The 24,264-nt window shown below is 62.0% G+C and carries 29 protein-coding genes; 18 read left to right on the top strand and 11 right to left on the bottom strand.

Translation table 11 applies throughout. From position 1 onward, the window contains the following. Positions 1-27 precede the first annotated feature (27 nt). From AC788_RS10390 to AC788_RS10410, 5 genes are read left to right on the top strand one after another with little or no spacing between them, the layout of a single operon-like run. On the top strand, positions 28-423 hold the full coding sequence (locus AC788_RS10390; RefSeq protein ID WP_049860571.1) for a hypothetical protein: 396 nt from the start codon (positions 28-30) through the stop codon (positions 421-423). Further along, on the top strand, positions 416-1,792 hold the full coding sequence (locus AC788_RS10395) for a class II fumarate hydratase (RefSeq protein ID WP_049860572.1): 1,377 nt from the start codon (positions 416-418) through the stop codon (positions 1,790-1,792). Before AC788_RS10390 ends, AC788_RS10395 begins: the two co-directional genes overlap by 8 nt. Before the next feature lie 30 nt (positions 1,793-1,822). Next, a complete protein-coding gene (locus AC788_RS10400; protein WP_049860573.1) occupies positions 1,823-2,275 on the top strand; it encodes a hypothetical protein in 453 nt (150 codons plus the stop codon). A gap of 2 nt (positions 2,276-2,277) precedes the next feature. Continuing rightward, positions 2,278-2,889, top strand: coding sequence for a superoxide dismutase (locus tag AC788_RS10405; protein ID WP_049860574.1), 612 nt, complete (start codon positions 2,278-2,280; stop codon positions 2,887-2,889). An 8-nt stretch (positions 2,890-2,897) separates the two neighbouring features. Beyond that, on the top strand, positions 2,898-3,791 hold the full coding sequence (locus tag AC788_RS10410; RefSeq protein WP_049860575.1) for a ZIP family metal transporter: 894 nt from the start codon (positions 2,898-2,900) through the stop codon (positions 3,789-3,791). 70 nt (positions 3,792-3,861) lie between these two features. Here the strand turns inward: AC788_RS10410 and AC788_RS10415 are convergent, their stop codons facing one another. The 10 genes from AC788_RS10415 to AC788_RS10460 all read right to left on the bottom strand — a co-directional run bounded on the left by AC788_RS10415 (position 3,862) and on the right by AC788_RS10460 (position 10,898). Beyond that, entirely contained in the window at positions 3,862-4,134 is a 273-nt protein-coding gene (locus AC788_RS10415) for an HPr family phosphocarrier protein (RefSeq protein WP_049860576.1), read from the bottom strand. Between the two features lie 16 nt (positions 4,135-4,150). Then, complete coding sequence (gene rapZ / locus AC788_RS10420) at positions 4,151-5,008, bottom strand: RNase adapter RapZ (RefSeq protein ID WP_049860577.1); 858 nt, start codon at positions 5,006-5,008, stop codon at positions 4,151-4,153. A gap of 2 nt (positions 5,009-5,010) precedes the next feature. After that, complete coding sequence (ptsN, locus tag AC788_RS10425) at positions 5,011-5,475, bottom strand: PTS IIA-like nitrogen regulatory protein PtsN (RefSeq protein WP_049860578.1); 465 nt, start codon at positions 5,473-5,475, stop codon at positions 5,011-5,013. A 12-nt stretch (positions 5,476-5,487) separates the two neighbouring features. After that, positions 5,488-5,796, bottom strand: a complete 309-nt coding sequence (gene hpf / locus AC788_RS10430) for a ribosome hibernation-promoting factor, HPF/YfiA family (RefSeq protein ID WP_049860579.1) — start codon at positions 5,794-5,796, stop codon at positions 5,488-5,490. 78 nt (positions 5,797-5,874) lie between these two features. After that, positions 5,875-7,368: an RNA polymerase factor sigma-54 gene (locus AC788_RS10435; RefSeq protein WP_049860580.1), complete on the bottom strand. Its 1,494-nt coding sequence runs from the start codon at positions 7,366-7,368 to the stop codon at positions 5,875-5,877. Between the two features lie 163 nt (positions 7,369-7,531). Next, positions 7,532-8,257 carry an LPS export ABC transporter ATP-binding protein gene (gene lptB / locus AC788_RS10440; RefSeq protein WP_049860581.1) on the bottom strand — a complete coding sequence of 242 codons (726 nt, stop codon included), beginning with the start codon at positions 8,255-8,257 and terminating at the stop codon, positions 7,532-7,534. Further along, complete coding sequence (gene lptA, locus AC788_RS10445) at positions 8,257-8,802, bottom strand: lipopolysaccharide transport periplasmic protein LptA (protein ID WP_049860582.1); 546 nt, start codon at positions 8,800-8,802, stop codon at positions 8,257-8,259. Before lptA ends, lptB begins: the two co-directional genes overlap by 1 nt. After that, positions 8,789-9,361 (bottom strand): LPS export ABC transporter periplasmic protein LptC, encoded by a 573-nt coding sequence (gene lptC / locus AC788_RS10450; RefSeq protein ID WP_049860583.1) that lies wholly within the window; start codon positions 9,359-9,361, stop codon positions 8,789-8,791. Before lptC ends, lptA begins: the two co-directional genes overlap by 14 nt. A gap of 8 nt (positions 9,362-9,369) precedes the next feature. Next, the gene (locus tag AC788_RS10455; RefSeq protein ID WP_049860584.1) at positions 9,370-9,906 is read right to left on the bottom strand and encodes a KdsC family phosphatase; all 537 of its coding nucleotides are present in this window, start codon (positions 9,904-9,906) and stop codon (positions 9,370-9,372) included. A gap of 17 nt (positions 9,907-9,923) precedes the next feature. Beyond that, on the bottom strand, positions 9,924-10,898 hold the full coding sequence (locus tag AC788_RS10460) for a KpsF/GutQ family sugar-phosphate isomerase (RefSeq protein ID WP_049860585.1): 975 nt from the start codon (positions 10,896-10,898) through the stop codon (positions 9,924-9,926). A 234-nt stretch (positions 10,899-11,132) separates the two neighbouring features. On the opposite strand from AC788_RS10460, the gene AC788_RS10465 reads away from it, so the two are divergent. The 10 genes from AC788_RS10465 (at position 11,133) to hisC (ending at position 19,018) form a co-directional block, all read left to right on the top strand. Beyond that, a complete protein-coding gene (locus AC788_RS10465) occupies positions 11,133-11,942 on the top strand; it encodes an ATP-binding cassette domain-containing protein (protein ID WP_049860586.1) in 810 nt (269 codons plus the stop codon). Next, positions 11,942-12,739: a lipid asymmetry maintenance ABC transporter permease subunit MlaE gene (gene mlaE / locus AC788_RS10470; protein WP_049860587.1), complete on the top strand. Its 798-nt coding sequence runs from the start codon at positions 11,942-11,944 to the stop codon at positions 12,737-12,739. Before AC788_RS10465 ends, mlaE begins: the two co-directional genes overlap by 1 nt. After that, positions 12,739-13,206, top strand: a complete 468-nt coding sequence (gene mlaD, locus AC788_RS10475) for an outer membrane lipid asymmetry maintenance protein MlaD (protein ID WP_049860588.1) — start codon at positions 12,739-12,741, stop codon at positions 13,204-13,206. The genes mlaE and mlaD overlap by 1 nt, the downstream gene beginning before the upstream one ends. A 10-nt stretch (positions 13,207-13,216) precedes the next feature. After that, entirely contained in the window at positions 13,217-13,870 is a 654-nt protein-coding gene (locus AC788_RS10480) for an MlaC/ttg2D family ABC transporter substrate-binding protein (protein ID WP_049860589.1), read from the top strand. Beyond that, positions 13,870-14,172 (top strand): STAS domain-containing protein, encoded by a 303-nt coding sequence (locus AC788_RS10485; protein ID WP_049860590.1) that lies wholly within the window; start codon positions 13,870-13,872, stop codon positions 14,170-14,172. Before AC788_RS10480 ends, AC788_RS10485 begins: the two co-directional genes overlap by 1 nt. A 113-nt stretch (positions 14,173-14,285) precedes the next feature. Next, a complete protein-coding gene (locus AC788_RS10490; RefSeq protein ID WP_043186744.1) occupies positions 14,286-14,525 on the top strand; it encodes a BolA family protein in 240 nt (79 codons plus the stop codon). Positions 14,526-14,547: 22 nt separating this feature from the next. After that, positions 14,548-15,813 carry a UDP-N-acetylglucosamine 1-carboxyvinyltransferase gene (gene murA / locus AC788_RS10495; protein WP_043186747.1) on the top strand — a complete coding sequence of 422 codons (1,266 nt, stop codon included), beginning with the start codon at positions 14,548-14,550 and terminating at the stop codon, positions 15,811-15,813. A gap of 69 nt (positions 15,814-15,882) precedes the next feature. Beyond that, complete coding sequence (gene hisG / locus AC788_RS10500) at positions 15,883-16,518, top strand: ATP phosphoribosyltransferase (RefSeq protein ID WP_043186752.1); 636 nt, start codon at positions 15,883-15,885, stop codon at positions 16,516-16,518. A 125-nt stretch (positions 16,519-16,643) separates the two neighbouring features. After that, positions 16,644-17,972, top strand: a complete 1,329-nt coding sequence (gene hisD, locus AC788_RS10505) for a histidinol dehydrogenase (protein WP_049860591.1) — start codon at positions 16,644-16,646, stop codon at positions 17,970-17,972. 2 nt (positions 17,973-17,974) lie between these two features. Continuing rightward, positions 17,975-19,018, top strand: coding sequence for a histidinol-phosphate transaminase (gene hisC, locus AC788_RS10510; protein ID WP_049860592.1), 1,044 nt, complete (start codon positions 17,975-17,977; stop codon positions 19,016-19,018). 74 nt (positions 19,019-19,092) lie between these two features. Here the strand turns inward: hisC and algW are convergent, their stop codons facing one another. After that, positions 19,093-20,256: a Do family serine endopeptidase AlgW gene (gene algW, locus AC788_RS10515; protein ID WP_049860593.1), complete on the bottom strand. Its 1,164-nt coding sequence runs from the start codon at positions 20,254-20,256 to the stop codon at positions 19,093-19,095. 114 nt (positions 20,257-20,370) lie between these two features. Here algW and AC788_RS10520 point away from each other — a divergent pair, with 114 nt between their 5' ends. From AC788_RS10520 to cysN, 3 genes are all read left to right on the top strand, one after another. Next, on the top strand, positions 20,371-21,129 hold the full coding sequence (locus tag AC788_RS10520) for a Nif3-like dinuclear metal center hexameric protein (protein ID WP_049860594.1): 759 nt from the start codon (positions 20,371-20,373) through the stop codon (positions 21,127-21,129). 215 nt (positions 21,130-21,344) lie between these two features. Continuing rightward, a complete protein-coding gene (cysD, locus tag AC788_RS10525) occupies positions 21,345-22,262 on the top strand; it encodes a sulfate adenylyltransferase subunit CysD (protein WP_049860595.1) in 918 nt (305 codons plus the stop codon). A gap of 14 nt (positions 22,263-22,276) precedes the next feature. After that, positions 22,277-24,175, top strand: a complete 1,899-nt coding sequence (gene cysN / locus AC788_RS10530) for a sulfate adenylyltransferase subunit CysN (protein WP_049860596.1) — start codon at positions 22,277-22,279, stop codon at positions 24,173-24,175. The last annotated feature ends 89 nt before the right edge of the window (positions 24,176-24,264 follow it).

The raw sequence follows: 24,264 nt of genomic DNA on the forward strand, positions 1-24,264 counted from the left end.
AACTCATTCCGGCAAAAAGGTGCGCCGATGAGTTCTGCCGTTCACGAATTCGCCCATCTCGAAAACTGGCATTGGCTCGGCCTGCAAATCCGCTGCGCGCTCGCGCCCGACGAGCCGCGACTCATCGAACACTACCTCGCCCAAGGCCGCTACCTGGCGCGCTTTACCCCGACTTCTTCTTGGTCCGTGGCTCACGGCGCCTTTCGCCTGATGCTCGCTACCGCCCTCGATCAAGCCCTGCCGTGGCACTGGCGCAGCCTGTGTCTGGACCAGGCCTGGCGGCCTTTGCGTGACCTGCGCAATTGCGCGGCACAGCCAGCCCAGGTCCGCCGGTGGCAGGACTGCGCCCACCAACTGGCGCGCTGCGAGCTGCTGCCTTCGATTCCTCTCACTGATCTGCTGCAAGGATATTGCGATGAGTAACACCCGTATCGAGCGTGACAGCATGGGCGAACTGCAGGTACCGGAGGCCGCCTTGTATGGCGCCCAGACCCAGCGGGCCGTCGACAACTTTCCGATCAGCCGGCAGCGCATGCCGACCCAGTTCATCCGCGCACTGATCCTGGCCAAGGCCGCCGCCGCCAAGGCCAATGTCGAGCTTGCGCAGATCAGCGCCGGCCAGGGCGATGCCATCGTGCGTGCCTGCGAACAACTGCTGGCCGACGACTTCATGCAGCACTTTCCGGTCGACATCTATCAGACCGGCTCTGGCACCAGCTCCAACATGAACGCCAACGAGGTCATCGCGACCCTGGCGGGCCGCCTTGTCGACGAGCCGGTCAATCCCAACGACCACGTCAACTGCGGCCAGAGCAGCAACGACATCATTCCCACCAGCATTCACGTGAGCGCTGCGCTGGCCGTGCATGAACAACTGCTGCCTGCGCTGCGGCACCTGGTGCAGGTCACCCAGACCAAGGCCGAGCAGGTTCACGTCTTCGTCAAGACCGGCCGCACGCACCTGATGGATGCCATGCCAGTGCGCATGAGCCAGGTGCTGCATGGCTGGGCTGCGCAGATCCAGGCCAACATCGACCACCTGCAAGCGCTGCAGCCTGCCTTGCAGGCGTTGGCACAGGGCGGCACGGCGGTGGGCACCGGGATCAACGCGCATCCCGAGTTCGCCCGGCGTTTCTGTCATCACCTTGGCGAGCTGACCGGTGTCGAGTTCACCCAAGGCGAGAACCTGTTCGCCCTGATCGGCTCCCAGGACACTGCAGTGGCCGTGTCCGGCCAGCTCAAAGGCACCGCCGTCACCCTGATGAAGATCGCCAACGACTTGCGCTGGATGAACTCCGGGCCACTGGCCGGCCTGGGTGAAATCGAACTCGAGGCCCTGCAACCGGGTTCCTCGATCATGCCGGGCAAGGTCAACCCGGTGATTCCCGAGGCGACCGCCATGGTGGCGGCGCAGGTCATAGGCAATGACGCGGCGATCGCCATCGCCGGTCAGTCCGGCAATTTCGAGCTCAATGTGATGCTGCCGATCATTGCCCACAACCTGTTGTCCAGCATCGAACTGATGGCCAATGCCAGTCGTCTGCTGGGCGACAAGGCGATCGCGACGTTCAAGGTCAACGAGGCCAAGCTCAAGGAAGCGCTCGGGCGCAACCCGATTCTGGTGACGGCACTCAATCCGATCATCGGATATCAGCAGGCTGCCCAGATTGCCAAGCTAGCCTACAAGGAAGGTCGGCCGATCATCGACGTCGCGCTGGAGCACACCGACCTGAGCCGCGAGCAGCTCAGCGACCTGCTCGACCCGGAAAAGCTCACAGCCGGCGGTATCTGACCGCTCGGCGACTGCTGGGAGACCTGCGCCATGCAGCACTGGAAACGTATCACGGAGACGGCCAACGCCTGCTTTGTCCGGGGCGAGCTGATCGATGCGCGCGAACACTACCTGCAAGCCCTCGCTTGGGCTCAGGTGCTGTTCGAACGCTGGGCGGATGTCGACGAAGCGGTGGCCGCGTGCGTCATTTCCCATCACAACCTGGCTGACCTGCATCTGCAACTGCATCAACCCGAAGAAAGCGCCGAATACCTGTGCGCCATCCATGAACGCTTGTTGCGTGCGACGCAGGACCCTCGGCTGCAGCCAGCGTTGCGCGAGGCCGCGCTGCGTCATGCCGGCAAGACCTACGCCGAGCTGCTCGGCTTCACTCGCCAGCATGGCGAATACCCCCGTACCCACCGGTTGCTGTGTGGCGCCGCCGACATCGACGTCGCGCCAGCGGTCACGCAATCCGATCACCTTCCCTACGGAGTTCACTGAAAATGCCCTATACCTTGCCCGCCCTGTCGTATGCCTATGACGCCCTGGAGCCGCACATCGATGCCGCGACCATGGAGATCCACCACACCAAGCATCACCAGACCTACATCACCAACGTCAACGCCGCCATCGAAGGTACCGAGTACGCAGAATGGCCGGTAGAAAAGCTGGTGGCCTCGGTCAAGCAGCTGCCGGAAAACCTGCGTGGCGCCGTTACCAATCACGGTGGCGGACATGCCAACCACAGCCTGTTCTGGGAAGTCATGTCGCCCAATGGCGGCGGTCAGCCCCAAGGCAGCGTTGCCCAGGCCATCGATGCCGAACTGGGCGGGTTCGACGCCTTCAAGGAAGCGTTCACCAAAGCTGCCCTGAGTCGCTTCGGCAGCGGCTGGGCCTGGCTCAGCGTCACGCCGGAGAAGAAGCTGGTGGTGGAGAGCAGCGGTAACCAGGACAGCCCGTTGATGAATGGCAACACGCCCATCCTGGGGCTCGATGTCTGGGAGCATGCCTACTACCTCAAGTATCAGAACCGTCGGCCGGAATACATCAATGCGTTCTACAACGTGGTCGACTGGGCCAATGTCGAGAAGCGCTACCAAGCCGCGTTGAGCTGAGTCTGGCCATGGGATCACAGACCTTCGCGCTGGCCAGTGTTCGCCGTTTTCGTCTGGCACTGGGCACGGTGTTGCTGCTGGCCGGCGCAGCCCTGCTGGTGGGCGAGCTGCTGGACTGGCTCGACCTCGAACCGCGCATCCTGCGCGCACTCGAGGGCGGTGCCATCTGCGCCTTGGGCACCGCCTTGGGCGCGGTTCCGGTATTGGTCATCCGCAGCATGCCCGTCGCGGTGGCCGATACATTGCTGGGTTTCGGTGCCGGCGTGATGCTCGCCGCTACCGCCTTCTCGCTGATCATCCCCGGCCTGGATGCGGCAGCGGCGATCGGCTTCTCGCGCTGGGGTGCCGGCGCCCTGATGAGCCTGGGCATCATGTCCGGAGCTTTCTGCCTGTACCTGGTGGACAGGAGAGTATCCGGCGTTACCCCGGATTACCTGGTGGGCACCACGCAACAGCCAGTGATCCCGGCACGTATCTGGATCTTCGTGATCGCCATCATCGCGCACAACATCCCGGAGGGCATGGCCATCGGCGTTTCGGCAGGCGGCGGCATGCACGACGCCGACAGCCTGGCGATGGGCATTGCCTTGCAGGATGTGCCTGAAGGGCTGGTGATCGCGCTGGTTCTGGCCGGGGCCGGCATGGCGCGCTACAAGGCTTTCCTGATTGGTGCCGCATCCGGGCTGGTAGAGCCTGTGTTTGCGGTACTGTGTGCCTGGCTGGTACGCATGGGCGAGCTGCTGCTACCTCTGGGCCTTGCCTTTGCAGCCGGCGCCATGCTGCTGGTCGTGACCCACGAAATCATTCCCGAATCACGCAGCAACGGCCATCACAAGCTGGCAAGCCTGGGCCTGTGTGTCGGTTTCTGTCTGATGATGGTCATGGACACAGCGTTGTCTTGACTCTGGTACCTGGGTGGCGGAGGGCTCGATGGCCGCCACCCAGGTCTCGCCTCTCGGCTGCTGGCCTGGCTTACTCGCCTTCGTCGAACTTGTCGTTGATCAACTTGACGATGGCGTCCAGCGCTTCCTGATCCTGCTCGCCTTCGGTGTGCAAGTGAATGGTGGTGCCTTTGCCGGCTGCCAACATCATCACACCCATGATGCTCTTGCCATCGACCAGTGACTCTGGCGTGCGACCTACACGCACCTGGCAGGGATAGCGCCCAGCGACGCCGACGAATTTTGCCGCAGCGCGGGCGTGCAGGCCGAGCTTGTTGATGATTTCTACTTGGAGGGCGGGCATTGCGCGGGGGATCCTTTCAGCTGAGGTCGCGATGGCGAACCTGGACGTTCTTGAGCGACTGCTGCAGCAATCGGCCCAGGCGCTCGGTCAAGTATACCGAGCGATGATGCCCGCCTGTACAGCCAATGGCGATCGTGACGTAGGCGCGGCTGCTGGCGGCAAAGCGGGGCAGCCATTTGAGCAGGTAAGAGGAGATGTCCTGATACATCTCTTCGACGTCCGGCTGCGCTGCCAGGTATTCGGCTACCGGCGCATCGAGCCCGGACTGTTCGCGCAATTCCGGCTTCCAGTACGGGTTGGGCAGGCAGCGCACGTCGAACACCAGGTCGGCGTCTATCGGCATGCCACGCTTGAAGCCGAACGATTCCACCAGAAACGCGGTGCCCGGCTCCGGCTTGTTCAGCAGCCGCACCTTGATGGCGTCACGCAACTGGTAGAGGTTAAGGCTGGTGGTGTTGATCTTGAGATCGGCCAAGTCGACGATAGGCCCGAGCAAATCGCTTTCCACCCGGATGGCTTCGGCCAGCGAGCGGTTGCTGTTGCTCAGAGGGTGTCGACGTCGGGTCTCGGAGAAGCGCTTGAGCAGCGTTTCTTCGTCGGCGTCCAGGTACAGAACATCGCATTGGATGTGCTTGGCGCGCATTTCAGCCAGTAACTGCGGAAAGCGTGACAGATGGCTGGGCAGATTACGCGCATCGATCGATACCGCCACCTGGGGCTGCGCCAGTTCGGTGTGGATCAACGCACGCTCGGCCAGTTCCGGCAGCAGCCCAGCCGGCAAGTTATCGATGCAATAGAAACCGTTGTCTTCGAGAACATCCAGGGCAGTGCTCTTGCCTGAGCCTGAGCGACCACTGACGATGATCAAACGCATGGTTAACGACCGTTCTGTTCGTCCAGTACCACTTGGTACAAGGCTTGATTGCTGGGCGCCGAACGCAGTCTTTCGCGCACTTCCTTGCGATCGAGCATGCTGGCGATCTGGCGGAGCAATTCCAGGTGCGCATCGGTAGCCGCTTCGGGCACCAGAAGCACGAATAGCAGGTCGACGGGAGCGCCATCGATTGCGTCGTAGTCGATCGGCGCGCTCAGGTGAACGAGGGCACTGACCGGCGTATCGCAGCCCTTGAGCCGACAATGCGGTATGGCGATGCCGTTACCGAATCCGGTGGAGCCCAGTTTTTCACGGGCAATCAGCGCTTCGAACACGGTCTGGGTGTCTAGCGATGGCACTTCACGACCGATCAGGTTGGCGATCTCTTCGAGTGCTTTCTTCTTGCTGCCGCCCGGCACGTTCACACGTGAACGGCCGGGGGTCAGGATGGTTTCTAATCGGATCATGGGTGGGGAGTGTCAGCGAGCAGTCGCGCCTTGCAACAGACTCTGCTGTTTTTCCTTATGCTTTTTGAGTTGGCGATCCAGCTTGTCGGTAAGCAGATCGATGGCCGCGTACATGTCGTCATGTTCGGCGTTGGCAACCACCTCGCCACCGGGTATGCGCAGGGTGGCTTCGATTTTCTGTTTGAGCTTCTCGACCTCCATGATCACCTGCACGTTGGTGATCTTGTCGAAGTGGCGTTCGAGACGCTCGAGTTTTTCCCCGATGTAGGTTCGCAGGGGTTCGGTCACATCCAGTTGGTGTCCACTGATGTTGACTTGCATACCGCTTCTCCTTATTGCCATTGCATAAAGAAGCAGGCTTGGGTGCCTGCCACTGGAACGCTGTGGCACATCGCAGGGCTACATCAACCGCTTGCGTTCGCTGGACGGCGCAATCCCTAGGGACTCGCGATACTTGGCGACCGTTCGGCGGGCTACCTGGATGCCTTGTGCCTCCAGTAAACCAGCGATCTTGCTGTCACTCAACGGCTTTTTCTGATTTTCGGCGGCGACCAGTTTCTTGATGATCGCGCGGATCGCGGTGGAGGAGCATTCGCCCCCCTCGGAGGTGCTGACATGGCTGGAGAAAAAGTATTTCAGCTCGTATATGCCACGCGGCGTGTGCATGTATTTCTGCGTGGTCACCCGAGAAATGGTCGACTCGTGCATGCCCACCGCCTCGGCGATGTCGTGCAGCACCAGGGGCTTCATGGCCTCGTCGCCGTAATCGAGGAAGCCACGCTGATGCTCGACGATCTGGGTGGCAACTTTCATCAGGGTTTCGTTGCGGCTTTGCAGGCTCTTGATGAACCAGCGCGCTTCCTGGAGCTGGTTGCGCATGAAGGTGTTGTCGGCGCTGGTGTCGGCGCGCCGCACGAAGCCAGCGTACTGCGGATTGACCCGCAGCCGCGGGACCGACTCTTGATTGAGCTCGACCAGCCAGCGGTCGTTGTCCTTGCGCACGATGACGTCGGGCACGACGTATTCGGGTTCGCTGGATTCGATCTGCGAGCCAGGCCGCGGGTTCAGGCTCTGCACCAGTTCGATGACCTGGCGCAGTTCGTCTTCCTTGAGCTTCATGCGGCGCATCAACTGGCTGTAGTCACGCGAGCCCAGCATGTCGATGAAATCGCTCACCAGACGCTGTGCTTCGGCCAGCCAGCGGGTCTTGGCCGGTAGCTGGCGCAGTTGCAGCGTCAGGCATTCGCTCAGGTCGCGGGCGGCGATGCCGGCCGGTTCGAACTGCTGGATGCGATGCAGCACCGCTTCGATCTCGTCCAGTTCGATGTCCAGCTCGGGGTCGAACGAATCGCAGATTTCCTGCAGCGTCTCGTCCAGATAACCCTGATTGTTGATGCAGTCGATGATGGTCACGGCGATCAGCCGATCGGTATCGGACATGGGCGCCAGATTCAGCTGCCACAGCAGGTGCGTCTGTAGGCTCTCGCCGACCGACGTGCGCGTGGTGAAGTCCCACTCGTCGTCATCGTTGCTCGGCAGGCTGCTGGCACTGGTCTGGTAGATGTCTTCCCAGGCCGTGTCGACGGGCAATTCGTTGGGGATGCGCTCGTTCCAGTCGCCTTCCTCGAGGTTGTCCACCGTCGGCGCAGACTCTTGGAAGCTCGGTTCCTGGATCTCCTGGGTCGGCTTTTGCTCGATGTTGTCGGCCAGCGGGTCGCTGTTGTCGAAGTCGTCGCCTTCTTCCTGGCGTTCGAGCATGGGATTGGATTCCAGCGCTTCCTGGATTTCCTGCTGGAGGTCCAGGGTCGATAGCTGGAGAAGGCGGATGGCCTGTTGCAACTGCGGTGTCATCGTCAGTTGCTGGCCCATACGTAGGACGAGCGATGGTTTCATGGCAGGAACTTAACACCTTGGTCGCCGGCGCGAAGCGCCTTCTACTACGGGTACCGAGGTACCCGGCTTATGTCGTAAGCAAATTATATGCCTGAAACCTGAGTGTTTGCCTAGGGTGCCATGAAAATTAATGCCCGCAGGAGGGCGATGGCGCCCTTGGACTTTACAAGCGAAACTCGTGGCCCAGGTAGACTTCGCGGACCAGATCGTTGGCCAGGATGGTCTGGGCATCGCCTTCGGCGATCAACTGGCCATCATTGACGATATAGGCCGTTTCACAGATATCCAGGGTCTCGCGGACGTTGTGGTCGGTGATCAATACGCCGATGCCCTTGGTCTTGAGGTGGTGGATGATCTGCTTGATGTCGCCGACCGAAATCGGGTCGACACCGGCAAAGGGTTCGTCCAGCAGGATGAACTTGGGCGCGGTGGCCAGTGCCCGCGCGATCTCCACGCGGCGGCGTTCACCACCCGAGAGGCTCATGCCCAGGTTGTCGCGAATGTGCGTGATGTGGAACTCCTGCAGCAGGCCTTCGAGCTCGGCCAGACGGGCCGCGGCGTCGAGTTCCTTGCGGGTTTCCAGGATGGCCATGATGTTGTCGGCCACCGACAGCTTGCGGAAGATCGAGGCTTCCTGCGGCAGGTAGCCGATACCCGAACGGGCGCGGCCGTGCATTGGCTGGTGGCTGACATCCAGGTCGTCGATGAGGACGCGACCCTGGTCGGCCTGCACCAGGCCGACGATCATGTAAAAGCAGGTGGTCTTGCCGGCACCGTTGGGGCCCAGCAGGCCGACGATCTGTCCGCTTTCGATGGACAGGCTCACGTCGCGTACGACTTGTCGGCTCTTGTAGCTCTTGGCCAGGTGCTGCGCTTTCAGGACTGCCATCACTGGGCCTTCTGCGGTGCGTCGGATTTCTTCTTGGGCTGGATCACCATGTCGATCCGCGGACGAGGCGTGGTGACCTTGCTGCCCGTGGCACGGCCGGCGTTGACCACCTGGCGCACCGTGTCATAGACGATCTTCTCGCCTTCGGAGGTGTTGCCGTCGTTGATGACCTTGGCCTTGTCGATCAGCACGATGCGGTTCTGCGCCGCGAAGTACTGGATGGTCACGCCGTAGGCCTGCACGATGGGCTTGTCCACCGCAGGTTTCTGCTCGTAATAGGCCAGGTTGCCGACGGCAGTGAACACGTCCACGTCGCCGGTGGCGTTGCGAGTGATGGTCACGGTGTTGCCGGTGATCTTCATCGACCCCTGGGTAATGATCACATTGCCCTTGTAGGTCGCCACACCCTGTTTGTCGTCGAGCTGGGCATCGTCGGACTGGATATGAATGGGCTGATCGCGGTCAGTGGGCAGTGCCCAGGCGCTCGCGCTTCCCAGTGCTGCGCTCAGGCTGAGCAAAAAGGGGAGGGTTTTAACGAGCCTCATACTGTCCTCTTACGTTGGACAGCAAGTTGATCTTGCTGTCATTCAGATACGCTTTCATGCCCTTGGCCGTCGACACGCCACCGGCGCCGTCGATTCTAACGTCTTGGTCGGTCTGCGCATATTGCTTCTGTGGGAAAACGGTCATGCGCGAGCTGGTGATCAGCGTGGCGCGGCTTTTCTGGTCGGTGCGCGCGATGCGAACCGAATCGATCAGCTCGACCTGGCTGCCATCGGGATTGACCTCGCCACGGTCGCTGGTCACGTGCCATGGATAGACAGTGCCGCGGTACAGCTGCATGTCGGGCTTGGTCAGCAAGGTCACCTGCGAGGTCTTGACGTGCTCGACCTTGTCGGCGGTCATGTCGTACTGCACGCCACCATCGGGCAGGTACTGGCGAGCCTTCGCGTTGATAGCGTAGTAATCGATCTGGCTTTCGTCGACGGCCGCGGCAGGTTGGTCGAGGAAGCGCTCCGGACTGATGTCCCAGTAGCCGATGGCGGCGAACAGCAATCCCAGCACACCCAGGATCACGATATTGCGGATTTTCTTGTTCAGCATGTCAGGCCCTACAGGTAGGCGGCGCGGGCCGCTTCGAGATTGCCTTGAGCAGCCAGGATCAGCTCGCAGAACTCGCGCGCTGCGCCCATGCCACCACTGGCCTGGGTCACACCGTCGGCATGCTCGCGCACGAACGCATTGGCATTGGCCACTGCCATGCCCAGCCCCACCCGGCGAATCACCGGCAAGTCGGGCAGGTCGTCACCCAGATAGGCCACTTGCTCATAGCTCAGACCCAGTTCGGCGAGCAGACCATCGAGTACCACAAGTTTGTCTTCGCGGCCCTGGAACAGGTGGGCGATGCCCAGGTTGCGGGCGCGCCGCTCCACCACCGGGCTGCTGCGGCCGGTGATGATCGCAGTGGTCACGCCGCTGTTGATGAGCATCTTGATCCCTTGGCCATCCAGCGTGCTGAAGCTCTTGAACTCGCTGCCGTCGGCCAGGAAATACAGGCGGCCATCGGTCAGTACGCCGTCGACGTCGAATACGGCCAGCTTGATGGCCTTGCCACGTTGCAGAAGCTCGCTGCTGCCAGTATCGGTCATTGCGTCATTTCCGGTCATTACATGACTCCCGCGCGCAGCAGGTCGCCCAGGTTGAAGGCGCCTACCGGACAGTCCTGATCATCGACCACGACCAGTGAGTTGATCTTGTTGTCTTCCATGATCTTCAGCGCCTCGGCGGCCAGCATGTCGGCGCGTGCGGTCTTGCCGTGGGAAGTCATGACGTCTTCGATTCGAGTGTTGTGGACATCGATGGTGCGATCCAATGTGCGCCGCAGGTCACCGTCGGTGAAGATCCCGGCGAGGCGGCCATCGGCCTCCAGGACGGCGGTCATGCCCAGGCCCTTGCGGGTCATTTCCATCAGCGCATCGCGCAGCAGCGTGCCGCGCGGCACCTGTGGCAGCGCGGTGCCGGTGTGCATGACGTGCTCGACCTTGAGCAGCAGGCGACGACCCAGGGCACCACCGGGATGGGAGAAGGCGAAGTCATCGGCGGTGAAGCCTCGCGCCTCGAGCAGGGCGATGGCCAGGGCATCGCCCAGCACCAGGGTCGCCGTGGTGGAGGAGGTCGGTGCCAGGTTCAACGGGCAGGCTTCCTGGGCGACACGGGCGTCGAGGTTGACCTCGGCGGCCTGGGCCAGGGGCGAGTCGGGGTTGCCGGTCATGCTGATCATGGGAATGCCCATGCGCTTGATCAAAGGCAGCAATGTGACGATTTCTGCGGTCGAACCGGAGTTGGACAGGGCCAGGATGACGTCCTGGCGGGTGATCATGCCCATGTCGCCGTGGCTGGCCTCGGCAGGATGCACGAAAAACGCCGGGGTGCCGGTGCTGGCCAGGGTCGCGGCGATCTTGTTGCCGATGTGTCCGGATTTGCCCATGCCCAGCACGATCACGCGGCCATCGCTTTTAAGGATCAGTTCGCAGGCGCGCACGAAATCGGCGTCGATATGGGCGAGCAGGCCCTCTACCGCTTCGATCTCGAGACGGATGGTGCGGTGCGCGGATTGGATCAGGTCGCTGGTCTGGCTCATGGCGAAAATCGGTAGGCCCGGTGAAAAGGCGGCGATTATAGCGGGAATGGGCGAGCGACTCACCTGCCTATTTTGCGGCCTGTACAAATCAGCGACACGGCATGCCAATGGATCGATCTTGGGCGGCACCTGTCTGCAATGCTATAGTTCGCCGCTTGTTCGGCCTGTCCGCGCCAAGTGTCTTCGGTCAGAAGATGAGCGTCCGAGGGTAAGGTTGCACTGCAAGGAGTTTAAATGAGTGCCGATAGCGCCTACGCGGTCGAGCTGAAAGGGGTTTCTTTCAAGCGCGGTGCGCGGAGCATTTTCAACGATGTCGATATCCGCATTCCTCGCGGCAAGGTCACCGGTATCATGGGGCCTTCAGGTAGCGGCAAGACCACGCTCCTGCGTCTGATGGGGGCGCAGCTGCGACCCACTGGCGGCGAGGTCTGGGTCAATGGCCAGAACCTGCCCAAGCTGTCGCGCAGCGACCTGTTCGATGCGCGCAAGCACATGGGCGTGCTGTTCCAGAGCGGCGCGCTGTTCACCGACCTGGACGTGTTCGAGAACGTGGCCTTCCCGCTGCGGGTGCATACCGACCTGCCCGAAGACATGATCCGCGACATCGTGCTGATGAAGCTGCAGGCCGTCGGCCTGCGCGGCGCCATCGAGCTGATGCCCGACGAGTTGTCCGGTGGCATGAAGCGTCGTGTCGCATTGGCCCGTGCCATCGCCATGGATCCGCAGATACTGATGTACGACGAACCGTTCGTCGGCCAGGATCCGATCGCCATGGGCGTGTTGGTGCGGCTGATCCGCCTGCTCAACGATGCCCTGGGCATCACCAGTATCGTGGTCTCCCACGACCTGGCGGAAACCGCGAGCATCGCCGACTACATCTATGTGGTCGGCGACGGGCAGGTGCTGGGTCATGGTACGCCCGAGGCATTGATGGCGTCGGACAACCCGCGCGTCCGTCAATTCATGAAGGGCGATCCCGACGGTCCCGTGCCTTTTCATTTTTCCGCGCCCGACTACCGCGCCGATCTGCTGGGGAAGCGTTGATGCGCAAGAAATCAATCATGGAGCGAGTGCGCCTGTTCGGTCGATCGGCCATCGACATGGTCGGCATCCTGGGGCGTTCCGGGCTGTTCCTGGGGCACGCGCTGGTGGGCCGCGGCGGTATCGGTGGCGGTTTTCAACTGCTGATGAAGCAGCTGTATTCCGTGGGTGTGATGTCGCTGCTGATCATTGTCGTGTCCGGTGTGTTCATCGGCATGGTACTGGCGTTGCAGGGCTTCAGCATCCTGGCCAAGTACGGCTCCGAGCAGGCGGTCGGGCAAATGGTTGCGCTCACGCTGCTGCGTGAACTCGGGCCGGTGGTGACCGCTCTATTGTTCGCCGGTCGCGCAGGGTCGGCACTGACCGCCGAGATCGGCAACATGAAGTCGACCGAGCAGTTGTCGAGCCTGGAAATGATCGGCGTCGACCCGCTCAAGTACATCGTTGCGCCAAGGTTGTGGGCCGGTTTCATTTCCCTGCCGCTGCTGGCCATGATCTTCAGCGTCGTGGGTATCTGGGGTGGATCCTGGGTGGCCGTCGATTGGCTGGGGGTTTACGAGGGATCGTTCTGGGCCAACATGCAGAACAGCGTCAATTTCACCGATGACGTGCTCAACGGTGTGATCAAAAGCCTGGTATTCGCTTTCGTCGTCACCTGGATCGCTGTGTTCCAGGGGTATGACTGTGAACCCACGTCCGAGGGCATCAGCCGCGCCACCACCAAGACCGTGGTCTATGCGTCGCTGGCCGTCCTGGGCCTGGACTTTATTCTGACCGCCCTGATGTTTGGAGATTTCTGATGCAAAACCGATCAATGGAAGTCGGAGTCGGCCTGTTCCTTCTGGCCGGTATCCTGGCTTTGCTGCTGTTGGCCTTGCGTGTCAGTGGTCTGTCCACCAGCGCGAACACCGAGAGCTACAAACTTTATGCCTATTTCGACAATATCGCCGGTTTGACTGTCAGAGCCAAGGTGACCATGGCCGGTGTGACCATCGGCAAGGTCACGGCCATCGATCTGGATCGCGACACCTTCACCGGAAGGGTGACCCTGCAGCTGGACAAGAAAGTGGACAACCTGCCCACCGACTCCACTGCTTCCATTCTGACTGCGGGTCTGCTGGGCGAGAAATACATTGGTATCAGCGTGGGTGGCGAGGAGGCCTTGCTCGCCGACGGCGGTACCATCCATGACACCCAGTCGTCCCTGGTGCTCGAAGACCTGATCGGCAAGTTCCTGCTCAATACAGTCAGCAAAGATGCCAAATAAGGAGTTATCCATGTTTTCGATCATGCGACGCAGCCTGCTGGTTCTGGTGGCTCTGCTGCCGATGTGGGCCAATGCAGCGCCTGCGGTGTCCGCACATCAGGTGGTGCAGGGCGTCACCGACCGACTGCTGTCGGATCTGGAAAAGAACCGCGACACCTACCGTAGCAATCCGCAGGCGTTCTACGACGCGCTCAACACCATCGTCGGTCCCGTGGTCGACGCCGATGGCATTTCGCGCAGCATCATGACCGTGAAATATTCGCGCAAGGCTACCCCCGCGCAGATGGCCCGGTTCCAGGAAAACTTCAAGCGCAGCTTGATGCAGTTCTACGGTAACGCCTTGCTCGAGTACAACAACCAGGGCATCACCGTGGGTCCGGCCAAGGACGAAAGCGGCACACGCACCAGCGTCGACATGCAGGTCAAGGGCACGGGTGGGGCGGTGTATCCGGTTTCCTACACCCTGGAAAACCTGAACAACGAATGGAAAGTGCGTAACGTCATCATCAACGGCATCAACATCGGCAAGCTGTTCCGCGATCAGTTCGCCGACAGCATGCAGCGCAACGGCAACGACCTGGACAAGACCATCGATGGTTGGGCTGGCGAAGTCGCCAAGGCCAAGGAAGTGACCGACAAAGCTGCACCGACGAGCGCGCAGTGATGGAACAGGGTCGTGTCGAACTGTCGGGCGATCAGCTGAGCTTGGCCGGTGTGCTGGATTACCGCTGCGGTGCGGCCCTGCGCAAGCAGGGGCAGGCACTGATTCAATCCAGTCAGGCCGCCGCGCTGGTCATCGACTGCACCGGCGTGGAAAAGTCGAGCAGCGTGGGTCTGTCCCTGCTGCTGGGCTTCATGCGCGATGCTCAGGCCGCTGGCAAGAGCGTGCGAGTTCAGGCATTGCCGCACGACATGCGTCAGATCGCTCAGGTCACAGGCATGAGCGACTTCTTTTCACAGAATTGATTGGCCATCTGCACAGCTCTCTGACCTGATCCCGTGAATCCGGGGTTCGCAGTCGGAGGGCTTTTTTGTATGATGGCCGACCCGCGCGCACAGGGCGCCGATCGAGGTTGAGCATGCAGGCTGTAGAAGTGAAGGGTTTCCTTGAATCCAAACTGCCCGGAGTGCAGGTGGAAGTCGAAGGCGAAGGCTGCAATTTCCAGTTGAACGTGATCAGTGACGAGCTGACTGCGCTCAGTCCGGTCAAGCGCCAGCAACAGATCTATGCTCATTTGAACCCATGGATCGCCGATGGCAGCATCCATGCGATCACCATGAAATTCTTCAGCAGCGCAGCCTGGGCTGAGCGTTCCTGAGCCACCCCGCGTCGAGACTCCAATGGACAAACTGATTATTACTGGCGGCGTTCGCCTTGATGGCGAAATCCGCATTTCCGGGGCGAAGAACTCCGCCCTGCCGATCCTGGCCGCTACCTTGCTGGCCGATGGGCCGGTGACGGTCGCCAACCTGCCGCACCTGCACGACATCACCACCATGATCGAGCTGTTCGGCCGCATGGGCATCGAGCCGGTGATCGACGAGAAGCTGGCGGTGGAAATCGATCCGCGCACCATCAAGACCCTGGTTGCGCCGTACGAGCTGGTCAAGACCATGCGCGCCTCGATCCTGGTCCTGGGCCCGATGGTCGCCCGTTTCGGTGAGGCCGAAGTGGCGCTGCCCGGCGGCTGCGCGATCGGTTCGCGTCCGGTCGACCTGCACATCCGTGGTCTGGAAGCCATGGGCGCCGTGATCGACGTGGAAGCCGGCTACATCAAGGCCAAGGCCCCCGAGGGCGGTCTGCGCGGTGCCAACTTCTTCTTCGATACCGTCAGCGTGACCGGTACCGAGAACATCATGATGGCCGCGGCGCTGGCCAACGGCCGCAGCGTGCTGCAGAACGCTGCGCGCGAGCCGGAAGTGGTCGACCTGGCCAACTTCATCAACGCCATGGGCGGCAATGTCCAGGGCGCGGGCACCGACACCATCACCATCGATGGCGTCAAGCGTCTGCACTCGGCGACCTACAAGGTCATGCCCGATCGCATCGAGACCGGCACCTACCTGGTGGCTGCGGCCTGCACCGGCGGCCGGGTCAAGGTCAAGGACACCGATCCGACCATCCTCGAAGCGGTGCTGGAAAAGCTGCGCGAAGCGGGTGCCGAGATCACCACGGGCGCCGACTGGATCGAACTGAACATGCACGGCAAGCGGCCCAAGGCGGTCAACGTCCGCACCGCGCCATACCCTGCGTTCCCCACCGACATGCAGGCGCAGTTCATCTCGCTCAATGCCATTGCCGAAGGCACGGGCGCCGTGATCGAGACCATTTTCGAGAACCGCTTCATGCACGTGTACGAAATGCACCGCATGGGCGCGCAGATCCAGGTGGAAGGCAACACGGCCATCGTCACCGGTGCCGAAAAGCTCAAGGGCGCGCCCGTCATGGCCACCGACCTGCGAGCTTCGGCCAGCCTGGTGATCTCGGCGCTGACGGCTGAAGGCGACACCCTGATCGACCGCATCTACCACATCGACCGTGGCTACGAGTGCATCGAAGAAAAACTGCAGATGCTGGGCGCCAAGATCCGTCGCGTACCGGGCTGATGAGCGTGCAGGGCGCAGGGATGCGCCCGGGCGTTGCCAGAAACTTTCCTGTAAGGACTGACGTTTCCCATGTTGACCATTGCGTTGTCCAAAGGCCGCATTCTTGACGATACATTGCCGCTCCTGGCCGAGGCGGGCATCGTGCCCACCGAAAACCCGGACAAGAGCCGCAAGCTGATCATTCCCACGACCCAGGACGATGTGCGCCTGCTGATCGTGCGCGCCACCGATGTGCCGACCTATGTCGAACACGGTGCTGCCGACCTGGGCGTTGCCGGCAAGGACGTCCTGCTCGAATACAGCGGCCAGGGCCTGTACGAGCCGCTGGATCTGCAGATTGCCCAGTGCAAGCTGATGACTGCGGGCGCCATCGGTGCTGCCGAGCCCACGGGGCGTCTGCGCGTCGCCACCAAGTTCGTCAACGTTGCCAAGCGTTACTACGCCGAGCAGGGTCGTCAGGTCGATATCATCAAGCTGTACGGCTCCATGGAGCTGGCACCGCTGGTGGGCCTGGCCGACAAGATCATCGATGTCGTCGACACCGGCAACACCCTGCGCGCCAATGGCCTGGAACCCCAGGAATTGATCGCCCACATCAGCTCCCGGCTGGTGGTGAACAAAGCCTCCATGAAAATGCAGCACGCCCGCATCCAGGCGTTGATCGACACCCTGCGCAAGGCAGTGGAGTCGCGACACCGCGGCTGACTTTCCCGCGCGGGTTCGCAACCCGCGCCCGTCTATCCGCATCATAGCCAAATAACTCAAGTGCCCATGTGGATCGATTGGTAATCTATCGGCGCTTGAGCAATTGCCATTATTTGAGGCCCGCCATGACCGCTTCCACTGCTATTCGCCGACTCGATGCCACTGATCCGGACTTCGCCCGCCATCTGGACCATCTGTTGAGCTGGGAAAGTGTGTCCGATGATTCGGTCAATCAGCGGGTGCTGGACATCATCAAGGCCGTGCGCGAGCGTGGCGATGCTGCGCTGGTCGAGTTCACCGAGCGCTTCGATGGTCTGCAGGTGGCGTCGATGGCCGACCTGATCCTGCCGCGCGAGCGCCTGGAACTGGCGCTCACGCGCATCACCGAGGCCCAGCGCGAAGCGCTTGAAACCGCCGCCGAGCGGGTGCGCCTGTATCACGAAAAGCAGAAGCAGGACTCCTGGAGCTATACCGAAGCCGATGGGACTGTGCTCGGCCAGAAAGTGACGCCACTGGATCGCGCCGGCCTGTATGTGCCTGGCGGCAAGGCGTCGTACCCCTCGTCAGTGCTGATGAACGCCATTCCAGCGAAGGTGGCGGGCGTGACCGAAGTGGTCATGGTCGTGCCCACGCCGCGAGGCGAGGTCAACGAACTGGTATTGGCAGCGGCCTGCATCGCCGGGGTCGACCGCGTGTTCACCATCGGCGGCGCCCAGGCCGTCGCGGCCCTGGCCTACGGCACTGAAAGCGTGCCGCGGGTGGACAAGGTCGTCGGCCCTGGCAACATCTACGTGGCGACGGCCAAGCGCCATGTGTTCGGCCAGGTCGGGATCGACATGATCGCAGGTCCCTCCGAGATTCTGGTGGTCTGCGACGGCGGCACCGATCCGGACTGGATCGCCATGGATCTGTTCTCCCAGGCCGAACACGACGAAGACGCCCAGGCGATTCTGGTCAGCCCCGATGCGCAATTCCTCGACAAGGTCGCGGCCAGCATCGACAAGCTGCTGCCGACCATGGAGCGTGCCGAGATCATCAATACCTCGATCAACGGCCGTGGCGCGTTGATCAAGGTCCGCGACATGCAGCAGGCCATCGAAGTGGCCAACCGCATCGCGCCGGAGCACCTGGAGCTGTCGGTCGAAGACCCTCAGGCCTGGCTGCCGCAGATCCGTCACGCCGGTGCCATCTTCATGGGTCGTCACACCAGTGAAGCGCTGGGCGACTACTGCGCAGGCCCCAACCATGTGCTGCCGACGTCCGGCACGGCGCGCTTTTCCTCGCCGCTGGGGGTCTATGACTTCCAGAAGCGTTCGTCGATCATCTTCTGCTCCGAGCAGGGGGCTTCCGAACTGGGCAAGACCGCTTCGGTACTGGCCCGGGGTGAATCCCTGAGCGCCCATGCCCGCAGCGCCGAATACCGTATTCAACCCGATCTGGCAAAAGGGGAGTGAGCATGAGCAAATTCTGGAGCCCTTTCGTCAAGGACCTGGTGCCCTACGTGCCCGGCGAGCAACCCAAGGTCGCCAACCTGGTCAAGCTCAACACCAACGAGAACCCCTACGGCCCATCGCCCAAGGCGATCGAGGCCATGCGCGCCGAGTTGAGCGATGCCCTGCGCCTGTACCCGGACCCCAACAGCGATCTGCTCAAGCAGGCCGTGGCGGACTATTACGGTGTGCAGACCAACCAGGTGTTTCTGGGCAATGGTTCGGACGAGGTGCTGGCGCATATCTTCCACGGCTTGTTCCAGCATGACCAACCGCTGCTGTTTCCGGACATCAGCTACAGCTTCTATCCGGTCTACTGCGGTTTGTATGGCATTCCCTTCGAGGCCGTGCCGCTGGATGACCAGTTCCAGATCCGTGCGCAAGACTATGCCAAGCCCAACGCCGGGATCATCTTCCCCAACCCGAACGCACCGACCGGTTGCTTGTTGCCGCTGGAGGCGGTCGAGCAGATCGTCAAGGCCAGCCCGGACTCAGTCGTTGTGGTGGACGAAGCCTACGTCGACTTCGGTGGCGAAACGGCGATCAAGCTGGTCGATCGCTATCCAAACCTGCTGGTTACCCAGACCGTGTCCAAATCACGCTCGTTGGCCGGTCTGCGGGTAGGCTTGGCGGTGGGACACCCAGATCTGATCGAAGCGCTGGAGCGTATCAAGAACAGCTTCAACTCCTATCCGATTGACCGCATCGCCGTCGCCGGCGCCGCTGCGGCGTTCGCCGACACGGCCTATTTCGAAGACACCTGCGCCAAGGTCATCGCGAGCCGGGAAAAACTGGTCGAAGGGCTGCGTCAGCGTGGGTTCGACGTGCTGCCTTCGGCGGCCAACTTCATCTTCGCTCGCCATCCCGAACAGGACGCGGCGAGCATCGCCGCTCGCCTGCGAGAGAAAGGTGTGATCGTGCGGCACTTCAAGCAGGAACGCATTGCCCAGTTTCTGCGCATCAGCATTGGTACGCCGGAGCAGAATCAGGCGTTGCTGGACGCGCTGTAAGTTTCACGCAGACCTTGATCCATCTTGATCGGGCGGTGCAGCGGAGCGACCGCTGCACATTGCGGTTGCAGGGCCTACTTTTCCTCCTTCTTCACCGCCGCCGGCGCCGGTGGCGGGCGCAGGCCCACCTCGGCGTTCAAGGTGAGCTCCTTGCCCTTGCGCATCACCTGGATGGCGATCCGGTCGCCTGGTTTGGTGCGGGCCACCTGATTCATCGACCGACGTCCATCGCCGGCCGCCTCGCCATTGATGCTGAGGATGACATCGCCCAGTTGCAAACCGGCTTTCTGCGCCGGGCCGCCCTGGAAAACCCCTGCAACCACGATGCCTGGCCGGTCCTTGATGCCGAACGACTCGGCCAGCTCCTCGGTCATCGGCTGCACTTCGATGCCCAGCCAGCCACGAATCACCTGGCCATGTTCGATGATCGACTTCATCCCCTCCAGCGCCAGCTTGGTCGGGATGGCGAAGCCGATGCCCTGCGAACCGCCGGACTTGGAGAAGATCGCCGTGTTGATGCCGGTTAGGTTGCCGTTGGCATCCACCAGGGCGCCGCCGGAGTTGCCGGGGTTGATCGCCGCATCGGTCTGGATGAAATCTTCGTAGGTGTTGAGACCTAGTTGGTTGCGGCCGGTGGCGCTGATGATACCCATGGTCACCGTCTGGCCTACCCCGAAAGGGTTACCGATGGCCAGGGCGACATCGCCGATGCGGATGCCGTCGGAACGCCCGATGGTGATGGCCGGAACGTTCTTCAGGTCGATCTTGAGCACTGCCAGGTCCGTCTCCGGATCGCTGCCGATCACCCGGGCGAGGGTTTCGCGTCCGTCCTTGAGGGCCACCACGATCTGGTCGGCACCTGCGGTCACGTGGTTGTTGGTGAGCAGGTAGCCTTCCGGGCTCATGATCACCGCCGAGCCCAGGCTCGATTCCCAGCGTCGCTGCTTGGGCAGGTTGTCGCCGAAGAAGCGGCGGAACTGCGGATCTTCGAACAGCGGGTGAGCGCCCTTGTTGACCGCTTTGGTGGTGTACAGGTTGGCCACGGCGGGGGCGGCAATCGCCACGGCGTCGGCGTAGGACACCGGGCCCTGGATGACGCTGGCGCTTTGCGGCGCCTGCTGCAGGTTGACGTCCTGGCTGGGCAGGCCCACCCATTGCGGAAAACGCAGGATAACCAGCAGGGCAATCAATATGCCGGTCAACAGCGGCCAACCAAAGAAGCGCAAGGCCTTGAACATGGGGACAATCCTGGAAGGGAGCGAGGGGCTGTTTCTTCGACGCGCAGCGGCGCCATAATGGCCGGCATTATACGGGCGCTTGCGCCGCGCTGAACTGCCTTTGTGGAGACTTTTATGGCTGTGGCACTGAACACGTTGGTCGAAGAAGCCGACCGTTATCTGGGCAGCGCGAAGATCCAGGATTACTGCCCCAATGGTTTGCAGGTGGAAGGGCGCCCGCAGGTCATGCGTATCGTCAGCGGGGTCACGGCAAGCCAGGCGTTGCTCGATGCCGCGGTGGAAGCCAAGGCCGATCTGGTGCTGGTGCATCATGGCTATTTCTGGAAGGGCGAGAACCCCTGCGTGGTCGGCATGAAACAGCGACGTCTGAAGACGTTGCTCAGGCACGACATCAGCCTGTTGGCCTATCACCTGCCGTTGGATGTGCACGCCGAAGTGGGCAACAACGTGCAGCTGGCGCGGCAGCTGGAGCTCACGGTGGAAGGTCCGCTGGACCCGGCCGACAGCCGCGTGGTGGGGCTGATCGGCTCATTGCCCGAACCGATGCACCCGCGCGACTTCGCTCGCCGCGTGCAGGAAGTGCTGGGCCGTGAGCCGTTGCTGATCGAAGGCAGCGAAAAGATCCGGCGCGTGGGCTGGTGCACCGGTGGCGGGCAGGGCTACATCGACCGTGCGATTGCGGCCGGTGTCGACCTGTACATCAGTGGCGAGGCGTCCGAGCAGACTTTTCACAGCGCGCGCGAGAACGACATCAGCTTCATCGCCGCCGGGCATCATGCCACCGAACGCTATGGGGTCCAGGCGCTGGGCGATTACCTGGCACGGCGCTTTGCGCTCGAGCATGTGTTCATCGACTGTCTCAATCCCATCTGATAGGTGGACCGTAGTGCCGATTCGCGGGCAGAGACCCGTTCCCACATTGTGACCGCGAGGGGGGGAAGCCATGCCCGAACCTCCAAACCACAAGGCATATTCATATACCCCTTCGATCTAACCACCTCCCACGACCCACCCATACGCCGTGTTAAAGTGCCCGGCTCGAACACGGCCCGCAGGCCGTCCATAAAGACTGTATTCCGTGAGTAGCCATGGTCGACAAACTGACGCATCTGAAACAGCTGGAGGCGGAAAGCATCCACATCATTCGTGAGGTGGCCGCTGAGTTCGATAACCCGGTGATGTTGTACTCCATCGGCAAAGACTCGGCCGTGATGCTGCATCTGGCGCGCAAGGCCTTCTTCCCCGGCAAGCTGCCGTTCCCGGTGATGCACGTCGACACCCAGTGGAAGTTCCAGGAAATGTACAAGTTCCGCGATCGCATGGTCGAGGAACTGGGCCTGGACCTGTTGGTGCACGTCAATCCCGAAGGCGTGACGCAGGGCATCAACCCCTTCACCCACGGCAGTTCCAAGCACACCGACATCATGAAGACCCAGGGCCTGAAACAGGCGCTGGACAAGCACGGCTTTGACGCTGCCTTCGGTGGCGCGCGCCGCGACGAAGAGAAGTCGCGGGCCAAGGAGCGGGTCTACTCGTTCCGGGACAGCAAGCACCGCTGGGATCCGAAGAACCAGCGTCCAGAGCTTTGGAACGTCTACAACGGCAAGGTCAACAAGGGCGAATCGATCCGTGTGTTCCCTCTGTCGAACTGGACCGAGCTCGACATCTGGCAGTACATCTACCTGGAAGGCATCCCGATCGTGCCGCTGTACTTCGCCGCCGAACGTGAAGTGATCGAGAAGAACGGCACGCTGATCATGATCGATGACGACCGGATCCTCGAGCACCTCAGCGAGGAAGAGAAGGCCAGCATCGTCAAGAAGAAAGTGCGTTTCCGTACCCTTGGCTGCTACCCGTTGACGGGCGCGGTGGAGTCCGAGGCCGAAAGCCTCACCGACATCATTCAGGAAATGCTCCTGACGCGAACGTCCGAGCGCCAGGGCCGGGTCATCGATCACGATGGCGCCGGTTCCATGGAAGACAAGAAACGTCAGGGCTACTTCTAAAGCAGGGTCAGAACATGTCGCACCAATCCGAATTGATCAGCGAGGACATCCTCGCCTACCTGGCCCAGCACGAACGCAAGGAACTGCTGCGCTTCCTTACCTGCGGCAACGTCGACGACGGCAAGAGCACCCTGATCGGGCGCCTGTTGCACGATTCCAAGATGATCTACGAAGATCACCTGGAAGCCATCACTCGCGACTCGAAGAAATCCGGCACCACGGGTGAAGAAGTCGACCTGGCGCTGCTGGTCGACGGCCTGCAGGCCGAGCGCGAGCAGGGCATCACCATCGATGTCGCCTACCGCTATTTCTCCACGGCCAAGCGCAAGTTCATCATCGCCGACACCCCGGGCCATGAGCAGTACACGCGCAACATGGCCACCGGCGCGTCCACCTGCGACCTGGCGATCATCCTCGTCGATGCCCGCTACGGCGTGCAGACCCAGACCCGCCGGCACAGCTACATCGCGTCCCTGCTGGGCATCAAGCACATCGTTGTGGCCATCAACAAGATGGACCTCAAGGGCTTCGATGAGGGCGTGTTCGAGCAGATCAAGGCCGACTACCTCAAGTTCGCCGAAGCCATCGGCCTGCAACCGACCACCTTGGCCTTCGTGCCGATGTCGGCGCTCAAGGGCGACAACGTGGTCAACCGCAGCGAGCAATCGCCGTGGTACACCGGCCAGACCCTGATGGAGATTCTGGAAACCGTGGAAGTGGCGGCCGATCGCAACTTCGACGACCTGCGTTTCCCGGTTCAGTACGTCAACCGACCGAACCTGAACTTCCGCGGCTTCGCCGGCACCCTGGCTAGCGGTATCGTGCACAAGGGCGACGAAGTAGTGGTGTTGCCTTCGGGCAAGAGCAGCCGGGTCAAATCCATCGTCACCTTCGAGGGTGAGCTGGAACACGCCGGTCCCGGCCAAGCCGTGACCCTGACCATGGAAGACGAGATCGACATCTCCCGTGGCGACCTGCTGGTGCATGCCGCCAACGTGCCGACCGTCTCCGACAGCTTCGAAGCCATGCTGGTGTGGATGGCCGAAGAGCCCATGCTGCCGGGCAAGAAATACGACATCAAGCGCGCCACCAGCTACGTGCCGGGCTCGATCGCCAGCATCGTGCACAAGGTCGATGTCAACACCCTGGCCGAAGGCCCGGCCAGTGCGCTGCAGCTCAACGAGATCGGCAAGGTCAAGGTGTCGCTGGACAGCGCCATCGCTCTGGACGGTTACGACAGCAACCGCACCACCGGCGCGTTCATCATCATCGACCGCCTGACCAACGGCACCGTCGGTGCCGGCATGATCATCGCACCGGCAGCCGCCACTCAGGGCGGCAAGACCCACGGTCGCTCCGCTCATGTAACCACCGAGGAACGCGCCCAGCGCTTCGGCCAGCAACCGGCTACCGTGCTGTTCAGCGGTCTGTCGGGCGCGGGCAAGAGCACCCTGGCCTACGCCGTCGAGCGCAAGCTGTTCGACATGGGCCGCGCAGTGTTCGTGCTCGATGGCCAGAACCTGCGGCATGACCTGAACAAAGGTCTGCCACAGGACCGCGCCGGACGTACCGAAAACTGGCGTCGTGCCGCTCACGTGGCGCGTCAGTTCAACGAAGCGGGGCTGGTGACCCTGGCCGCCTTCGTGGCGCCTGATGCAGCTGGCCGTGAGCAGGCGCGTGACCTGATCGGCGCCGATCGGCTGCTGACCGTCTACGTCCAGGCCTCGCCGCTGGTGTGCCGCGAACGCGACCCTCAGGGTCTGTACGCTGCGGACCAGGACAACATCCCGGGCGAGTCCTTCCCGTACGATGTGCCGTTGAATGCCGATCTGGTGATCGACACCCAGGCCTCGTCCGTCGAGGAAGGCGTCAAGCAAGTCCTGGATCTGCTGCGCAGCCGCGGCGCGATCTAAGCGTTGCGAAGCGTCAAAGGACCCTGCTTCGGCGGGGTCTTTTGTTTACGGTGACTAACTGTCTACCACCGGGCAGGGCGCTGAACGGT

Source organism: Pseudomonas sp. RIT-PI-a (assembly GCF_001187875.1).
GTDB lineage: Bacteria > Pseudomonadota > Gammaproteobacteria > Pseudomonadales > Pseudomonadaceae > Aquipseudomonas > Aquipseudomonas coleopterorum.

Coding starts and splice junctions, on each gene's coding strand:
- AC788_RS10390 (WP_049860571.1), top strand. CDS start 28: ATGAGTTCTGCCGTTCACGAATTCGCCCATCTCGAAAACTGGCATTGG.
- AC788_RS10395 (WP_049860572.1), top strand. CDS start 416: ATGAGTAACACCCGTATCGAGCGTGACAGCATGGGCGAACTGCAGGTA.
- AC788_RS10400 (WP_049860573.1), top strand. CDS start 1,823: ATGCAGCACTGGAAACGTATCACGGAGACGGCCAACGCCTGCTTTGTC.
- AC788_RS10405 (WP_049860574.1), top strand. CDS start 2,278: ATGCCCTATACCTTGCCCGCCCTGTCGTATGCCTATGACGCCCTGGAG.
- AC788_RS10410 (WP_049860575.1), top strand. CDS start 2,898: ATGGGATCACAGACCTTCGCGCTGGCCAGTGTTCGCCGTTTTCGTCTG.
- AC788_RS10415 (WP_049860576.1), bottom strand. CDS start 4,134: ATGCCCGCCCTCCAAGTAGAAATCATCAACAAGCTCGGCCTGCACGCC.
- rapZ (WP_049860577.1), bottom strand. CDS start 5,008: ATGCGTTTGATCATCGTCAGTGGTCGCTCAGGCTCAGGCAAGAGCACT.
- ptsN (WP_049860578.1), bottom strand. CDS start 5,475: ATGATCCGATTAGAAACCATCCTGACCCCCGGCCGTTCACGTGTGAAC.
- hpf (WP_049860579.1), bottom strand. CDS start 5,796: ATGCAAGTCAACATCAGTGGACACCAACTGGATGTGACCGAACCCCTG.
- AC788_RS10435 (WP_049860580.1), bottom strand. CDS start 7,368: ATGAAACCATCGCTCGTCCTACGTATGGGCCAGCAACTGACGATGACA.
- lptB (WP_049860581.1), bottom strand. CDS start 8,257: ATGGCAGTCCTGAAAGCGCAGCACCTGGCCAAGAGCTACAAGAGCCGA.
- lptA (WP_049860582.1), bottom strand. CDS start 8,802: ATGAGGCTCGTTAAAACCCTCCCCTTTTTGCTCAGCCTGAGCGCAGCA.
- lptC (WP_049860583.1), bottom strand. CDS start 9,361: ATGCTGAACAAGAAAATCCGCAATATCGTGATCCTGGGTGTGCTGGGA.
- AC788_RS10455 (WP_049860584.1), bottom strand. CDS start 9,906: ATGACCGATACTGGCAGCAGCGAGCTTCTGCAACGTGGCAAGGCCATC.
- AC788_RS10460 (WP_049860585.1), bottom strand. CDS start 10,898: ATGAGCCAGACCAGCGACCTGATCCAATCCGCGCACCGCACCATCCGT.
- AC788_RS10465 (WP_049860586.1), top strand. CDS start 11,133: ATGAGTGCCGATAGCGCCTACGCGGTCGAGCTGAAAGGGGTTTCTTTC.
- mlaE (WP_049860587.1), top strand. CDS start 11,942: ATGCGCAAGAAATCAATCATGGAGCGAGTGCGCCTGTTCGGTCGATCG.
- mlaD (WP_049860588.1), top strand. CDS start 12,739: ATGCAAAACCGATCAATGGAAGTCGGAGTCGGCCTGTTCCTTCTGGCC.
- AC788_RS10480 (WP_049860589.1), top strand. CDS start 13,217: ATGTTTTCGATCATGCGACGCAGCCTGCTGGTTCTGGTGGCTCTGCTG.
- AC788_RS10485 (WP_049860590.1), top strand. CDS start 13,870: ATGGAACAGGGTCGTGTCGAACTGTCGGGCGATCAGCTGAGCTTGGCC.
- AC788_RS10490 (WP_043186744.1), top strand. CDS start 14,286: ATGCAGGCTGTAGAAGTGAAGGGTTTCCTTGAATCCAAACTGCCCGGA.
- murA (WP_043186747.1), top strand. CDS start 14,548: ATGGACAAACTGATTATTACTGGCGGCGTTCGCCTTGATGGCGAAATC.
- hisG (WP_043186752.1), top strand. CDS start 15,883: ATGTTGACCATTGCGTTGTCCAAAGGCCGCATTCTTGACGATACATTG.
- hisD (WP_049860591.1), top strand. CDS start 16,644: ATGACCGCTTCCACTGCTATTCGCCGACTCGATGCCACTGATCCGGAC.
- hisC (WP_049860592.1), top strand. CDS start 17,975: ATGAGCAAATTCTGGAGCCCTTTCGTCAAGGACCTGGTGCCCTACGTG.
- algW (WP_049860593.1), bottom strand. CDS start 20,256: ATGTTCAAGGCCTTGCGCTTCTTTGGTTGGCCGCTGTTGACCGGCATA.
- AC788_RS10520 (WP_049860594.1), top strand. CDS start 20,371: ATGGCTGTGGCACTGAACACGTTGGTCGAAGAAGCCGACCGTTATCTG.
- cysD (WP_049860595.1), top strand. CDS start 21,345: ATGGTCGACAAACTGACGCATCTGAAACAGCTGGAGGCGGAAAGCATC.
- cysN (WP_049860596.1), top strand. CDS start 22,277: ATGTCGCACCAATCCGAATTGATCAGCGAGGACATCCTCGCCTACCTG.